This is a genomic window from Pseudomonas emilianonis (assembly GCF_023072625.1).
Classification (GTDB): domain Bacteria; phylum Pseudomonadota; class Gammaproteobacteria; order Pseudomonadales; family Pseudomonadaceae; genus Aquipseudomonas; species Aquipseudomonas paraveronii.
In genome coordinates this window covers 1-4,728 of sequence record NZ_JAKNRV010000378.1, presented here as the reverse complement: position 1 = coordinate 4,728, position 4,728 = coordinate 1, and the positions used below count along the sequence as shown (strand labels likewise).

General features: G+C 61.7%; 4 protein-coding genes and 2 pseudogenes. 4 read left to right on the top strand and 2 right to left on the bottom strand.

Annotated elements, in window-relative coordinates; genetic code table 11:
• A partial coding sequence (locus L9Z73_RS25615; protein ID WP_247407132.1) for a substrate binding domain-containing protein occupies window positions 1–764 on the top strand: 764 nt, incomplete at its 5' end.
• A gap of 99 nt (window positions 765–863) precedes the next feature.
• On the top strand, window positions 864–1,040 hold the full coding sequence (locus L9Z73_RS25610; RefSeq protein ID WP_247407129.1) for a hypothetical protein: 177 nt from the start codon (window positions 864–866) through the stop codon (window positions 1,038–1,040).
• Window positions 1,041–1,065: 25 nt separating this feature from the next.
• On the opposite strand, the gene L9Z73_RS25605 is transcribed toward L9Z73_RS25610, so the two are convergent.
• Window positions 1,066–1,953: a helix-turn-helix domain-containing protein gene (locus L9Z73_RS25605; protein ID WP_247407126.1), complete on the bottom strand. Its 888-nt coding sequence runs from the start codon at window positions 1,951–1,953 to the stop codon at window positions 1,066–1,068.
• Window positions 1,954–2,142: 189 nt separating this feature from the next.
• Between L9Z73_RS25605 and pobA the strand changes: the two genes are divergently transcribed.
• Together pobA and L9Z73_RS25595 are read left to right on the top strand one after the other, a co-directional pair.
• The gene (gene pobA / locus L9Z73_RS25600) at window positions 2,143–3,327 is read left to right on the top strand and encodes a 4-hydroxybenzoate 3-monooxygenase (protein ID WP_247407135.1); all 1,185 of its coding nucleotides are present in this window, start codon (window positions 2,143–2,145) and stop codon (window positions 3,325–3,327) included.
• Between the two features lie 65 nt (window positions 3,328–3,392).
• A pseudogene (locus L9Z73_RS25595) lies at window positions 3,393–4,646 on the top strand (MDR family MFS transporter); the annotation flags it as partial.
• Here L9Z73_RS25595 and L9Z73_RS25590 read toward each other — a convergent pair.
• Window positions 4,634–4,728, bottom strand: a pseudogene (locus L9Z73_RS25590) (hypothetical protein); the annotation flags it as partial. The pseudogenes L9Z73_RS25595 and L9Z73_RS25590 sit on opposite strands and share 13 nt — an antisense overlap.

Genomic DNA, 4,728 nt, shown 5'->3' with positions numbered 1-4,728 from the left:
TGCTGCATCGCACCACGCGCAAGCTGAGCCTCACGGCCGCCGGCGGGGAAACCCTGCCACGTTGCCGGCAATTGCTGGAATTGTGCGGTGATATGCAGGCCGCCGTCCGCGAGCCGGATGATGCGCCCCGTGGCCTGTTGCGCCTGAGTGTCAGCACCTCGTTCGGCCTGGCGCAGTTGGCCGAGGCCATCGCTGAGTACGTCAAGCGCTACCCCTTGGTGACGGTCGACCTGCAGATGCTCGATCGCACGGTCAACCTGGTGGATGAGCGCATCGATCTGGCGATCCGCACCAGCAATGACCTGGACCCCAACCTGATCGCACGGCGCCTGACCGTCTGTCGCTCGGTGGTGTGCGCGACCCCGGCCTACCTGCTTGAGCATCCGGCGCCGCACAAGGTCGAAGACCTGGCGCGGCACAACTGCCTGACCCACTCGTACTTCGGCAAAAGCCTGTGGCATTTCGAGGAAGGCGGCGAGCACGTTTCGGTGCCGGTCCACGGCAATATCACCGCCAACGAAGCCAGCACGCTGTTACGCCTGACGCTGGCCGGGGCCGGGGTGGCGATGTTGCCCAGTTATCAGGCCGGGGAGCACATCCGCCGTGGCGAACTGGTGCGCCTGCTGCCTGCGGCCGAGCCGCGGCAGATGAACATCTACGCGGTGTACGCGTCGCGCAAACACATGCCGTCGGCGCTGCGCAGCCTGCTGGATTTCCTGGTGCAGAGGTTTCCGGAAACGCCGGAGTGGGATAGGGGCCTCTGACCCGACATACAGATGTTGAATGTCGTCCAATAATGGCAACTCGCCCTGACTGACCTATGCTTTAAACAGCGTCAAGTAGATCCTTCAGAGGTCTGTGCCATGACCGTCAAAACCAGAAAGTACCTGATGATCTTCACCCTCTGCGCCTTAGCCAGCGCGCTGTACGGCACTGCCGCCTATCGCGTGGAACAGACCCGGATGCAGCCGAGCTTTGCGATCATCTGCCATCAGGACCAATGCGTTCCGCGCACCGGCAGTTTCAGCGCGTTGCGCTAATGGCCAACAGAGGACGATCGCACCTTTAACCCTGGGGTGTATCGGCCTTGAGTTGCTCGCGAAACGCCTTGGGTGAAAACCCGACCCGTCGGCGGAACAGCCGCGAGAAGTTGGTCGGGTCGGAAAAGCCCAGCACCTCCGACATTTCATTGATGGTCATGCTGGTGTAGGTCAGCAGGCGCTTGGCTTCCAGCAATTGGCGGTCATGCATGATCTGTAGCGCAGGTTGCCCGCCCAATTCCCGACACGTGCCGTTCAGGTGTGAGACCGAGATGCCCAGCTTGTGGGCCAGGTCTTCAATCTTCGGGTGTTCGCGATAATGCTGCTCGACCAATTGGGTAAAGCGCCGGAAATATTCTTGCCCGCGCGGTGTCCGTGGGTGACGGCGCTGGATCGCCTGGCGGCTGATCCACACCAGCAGTACGCTGACCAGGGCGTGCATCATCATGTCCCGGGCCGGCTGTTCATCGGCGTATTCGTCCTGAAGGCGGGCGAACAGGCTGTGGAGGTAGTCACGGTCCTTGCCTGCCGGGTAAGTGCCGAGCGCCTGCAGGCCGTCCACCGTTGCGCCCAGTTGCGCTTGCAGATGGCTGACCAGCGGTGCCGCCAGGGTCAGCACGTAGCCTTCGACCTCTTCAGCAAACCGGAACCCATGCACACACAACGGCGGCAGCACCTGCAAGGTCGCTTCGTTGAGGGTGGTGCGCTGGCCTTCGATTTCCAGTTGCGCCTGGCCTGTGTGGACGTACAGCAACTGGCACAGATCCGCGTGCCGGTGAGGCTGGATTTCCCACTGGTAGTCCCGGCTGCGTCGGGAAATCGTTTCGCAGTGCAACAAATCCGGCGTCGGCCATTGCTGGTTTTCCCCATACAGCTTGAACACCGGAATCGCGGAACTGGCAGTTTTAGTCATAGTTTCAATCCGATACTCAGGCAAGTGGTTCGGTAATCGCCCCGATTGGCAAAAAGCGCAGGCTTTGGCGCAGTTTTCACCTTCTTATAGCGGCCACTCAAGTGAAAAATGTCAGCAACACGACCAATGACAACTCTTTCACCTTATCCGTTCGGGTGAAACTTGCGGACCACAAAAATAATGAAAACACTGAAAACTCAAGTCGCCATTATCGGCGCCGGTCCCTCGGGACTTCTGCTCGGCCAACTGCTGCATCAGGCCGGTATCCAGACCCTGATTCTAGAGCGCCAAAGCGCCGATTACGTGCTGGGCCGCATCCGTGCCGGCGTGTTGGAGCAAGGCATGGTCGACCTGCTGCGCGAGGCCGGCGTCAGCCAGCGTATGGACGCGGAAGGCCTGGTCCACGATGGCTTCGAACTGGCGCTCAATGGCCAATTGACCCACATCGACCTCAAGGCGCTCACCGGCGGTCAATCGGTGATGGTCTACGGCCAGACCGAAGTGACCCGCGACCTGATGGACGCGCGCGCCGCCGCAGGTGCCATCACCTTGTATAACGCCCGTGAGGTGCAACCCCACGGGCTCAAAACTGATCAGCCCTGGTTGACGTTCGAACATGAAGGCGAAACCTTTCGCCTGGAGTGTGACTACGTGGCCGGTTGCGACGGTTTTCACGGTGTCGCCCGTCAAGCGATCCCGGCCGAATCGCTGAAGGTCTTCGAACGGGTGTACCCCTTCGGCTGGCTGGGTATCCTGGCCGACACGCCGCCGGTCCATGAAGAACTGGTGTACGCCAAGCATGCGCGTGGGTTTGCCTTGTGCAGCATGCGTTCGCCGACACGCAGCCGTTACTACCTGCAAGTACCCGTTGAGGAATCGGTCGACGCGTGGTCGGACCAGCGTTTCTGGGATGAACTGAAAGTGCGCCTGCCGAGCCACCTGGCCGAACAGTTGGTGACCGGGCCGTCGATCGAAAAAAGCATCGCGCCGCTGCGCAGCTTCGTGGTCGAGCCGATGCAGTACGGGCGTTTGTTCCTGCTGGGGGATGCGGCGCACATCGTGCCACCCACCGGGGCCAAGGGCTTGAACCTGGCGGCGAGTGACGTGAGCACGCTGTTTCGGATCTTGCTCAAGGTCTACCGCGAGGGGCGTGTGGAGTTGCTGGAGAAATACTCGGAGATCTGCCTGCGGCGGGTGTGGAAGGCCGAACGGTTTTCCTGGTGGATGACGTCGATGCTGCATCAATTTCCCGAGGCGGACGGGTTCAGCCAGCGCATTGCCGAGAGCGAACTGGCGTACTTCATCAACTCCCACGCCGGTCGCACGACCATCGCCGAAAATTACGTCGGGCTTCCTTACGAAGCTATCGAATAGCCTGCTATCGTATTGAGCATTCCCGCAGGTCGCCTTTTCCTGCGGGCCTTGCTCGAAGGTTTACCGTGACTCAACTCAATCAACCCACCCCAGCCGTGCCCGCCGTGCGCAGCATCCTCGTCTCGTTGATGATGGCGATCTTCCTCGGTGCCTTGGACCAGACCATTGTCGCGGTGTCCATGCCGGCCATTTCCGCGCAGTTCCACGACGTCAACCTGTTGGCATGGGTGATCTCCGGCTACATGGTGGCGATGACAGTGGCGGTGCCGATCTACGGCAAACTCGGCGACCTGTACGGGCGGCGGCCGATGATGCTGATCGGCATGGGCCTGTTCACCCTGGCGTCGCTGTTCTGTGGCATGGCGCAAAGCATGGAGCAACTGGTGCTGGCGCGGGTGCTCCAGGGCATCGGCGCCGGCGGGATGATTTCGGTGAGCCAGGCGATCATCGGCGACATCATCCCGCCCCGCGAGCGTGGCCGCTACCAGGGCTATTTCAGCAGCATGTACGCGGTGGCCAGCGTGGCCGGGCCGGTGCTGGGCGGTTATATGACCGAGTACCTGTCCTGGCGCTGGGTGTTTTTGATCAACCTGCCCTTGGGCGCCGGTGCCTGGTACGTGGCCCATCGCACCCTGGTCGGGCTGCCGTTGCCGCAACGCAAGCCGATCATCGATTACCTCGGTACTGTGTTGATGATCATCGGCTTGAGCGCCTTGCTGCTGGGCATCACCGAGATCGGCCAGGGCCATTATTGGCGCGATGACTCGGTGCTCGGGCTACTGGCCTGCGCGCTGGTGGCGCTGAGCATATTTGTCTGGCATGAACGGCGTGCGCGGGAACCGTTGCTGCCGATGCACCTGTTCGCCAACCGCAGCGCGGTGTTGTGCTGGTGCACGATGTTTTTCACCAGTTTCCAGGCGATTTCCCTGACGGTGCTGATGCCCCTGCGCTTTCAGACGGTAACCGGTTCCGGCGCCGACAGCGCCGCGCTGCACCTGCTGCCACTGGCGATGGGCTTGCCGATGGGCGCCTACTTTGCCGGGCGCATGACCTCGGTGACCGGGCGCTATAAACCGCTGATCCTCAGCGGCGCCGTGTTGAGCCCCTTGGCGATTCTCGGCATGGCCTACAGTGCGCCGCAGGCGTTGGGGTTGACGGCAATGTTCATGTTGCTGTGCGGCATCGCTGCCGGGATGCAGTTCCCGACCTCGCTGGTGGGCACACAGAATTCGGTGGGCCAGCACGATATCGGCGTCGCCACCAGCACCACCAACCTGTTCCGCTCCCTGGGCGGGGCGGTCGGGGTGGCGTGCATGTCGGTGAAGCGAAACGGTTCGTTGAACTCGATGCAGTCGAAGATCACCACGTGGCCATCAATCAAGGTGGCATTGCCCAGGTGGA

Coding starts and splice junctions, on each gene's coding strand:
- L9Z73_RS25605 (WP_247407126.1), bottom strand. CDS start 1,953: ATGACTAAAACTGCCAGTTCCGCGATTCCGGTGTTCAAGCTGTATGGG.
- L9Z73_RS25610 (WP_247407129.1), top strand. CDS start 864: ATGACCGTCAAAACCAGAAAGTACCTGATGATCTTCACCCTCTGCGCC.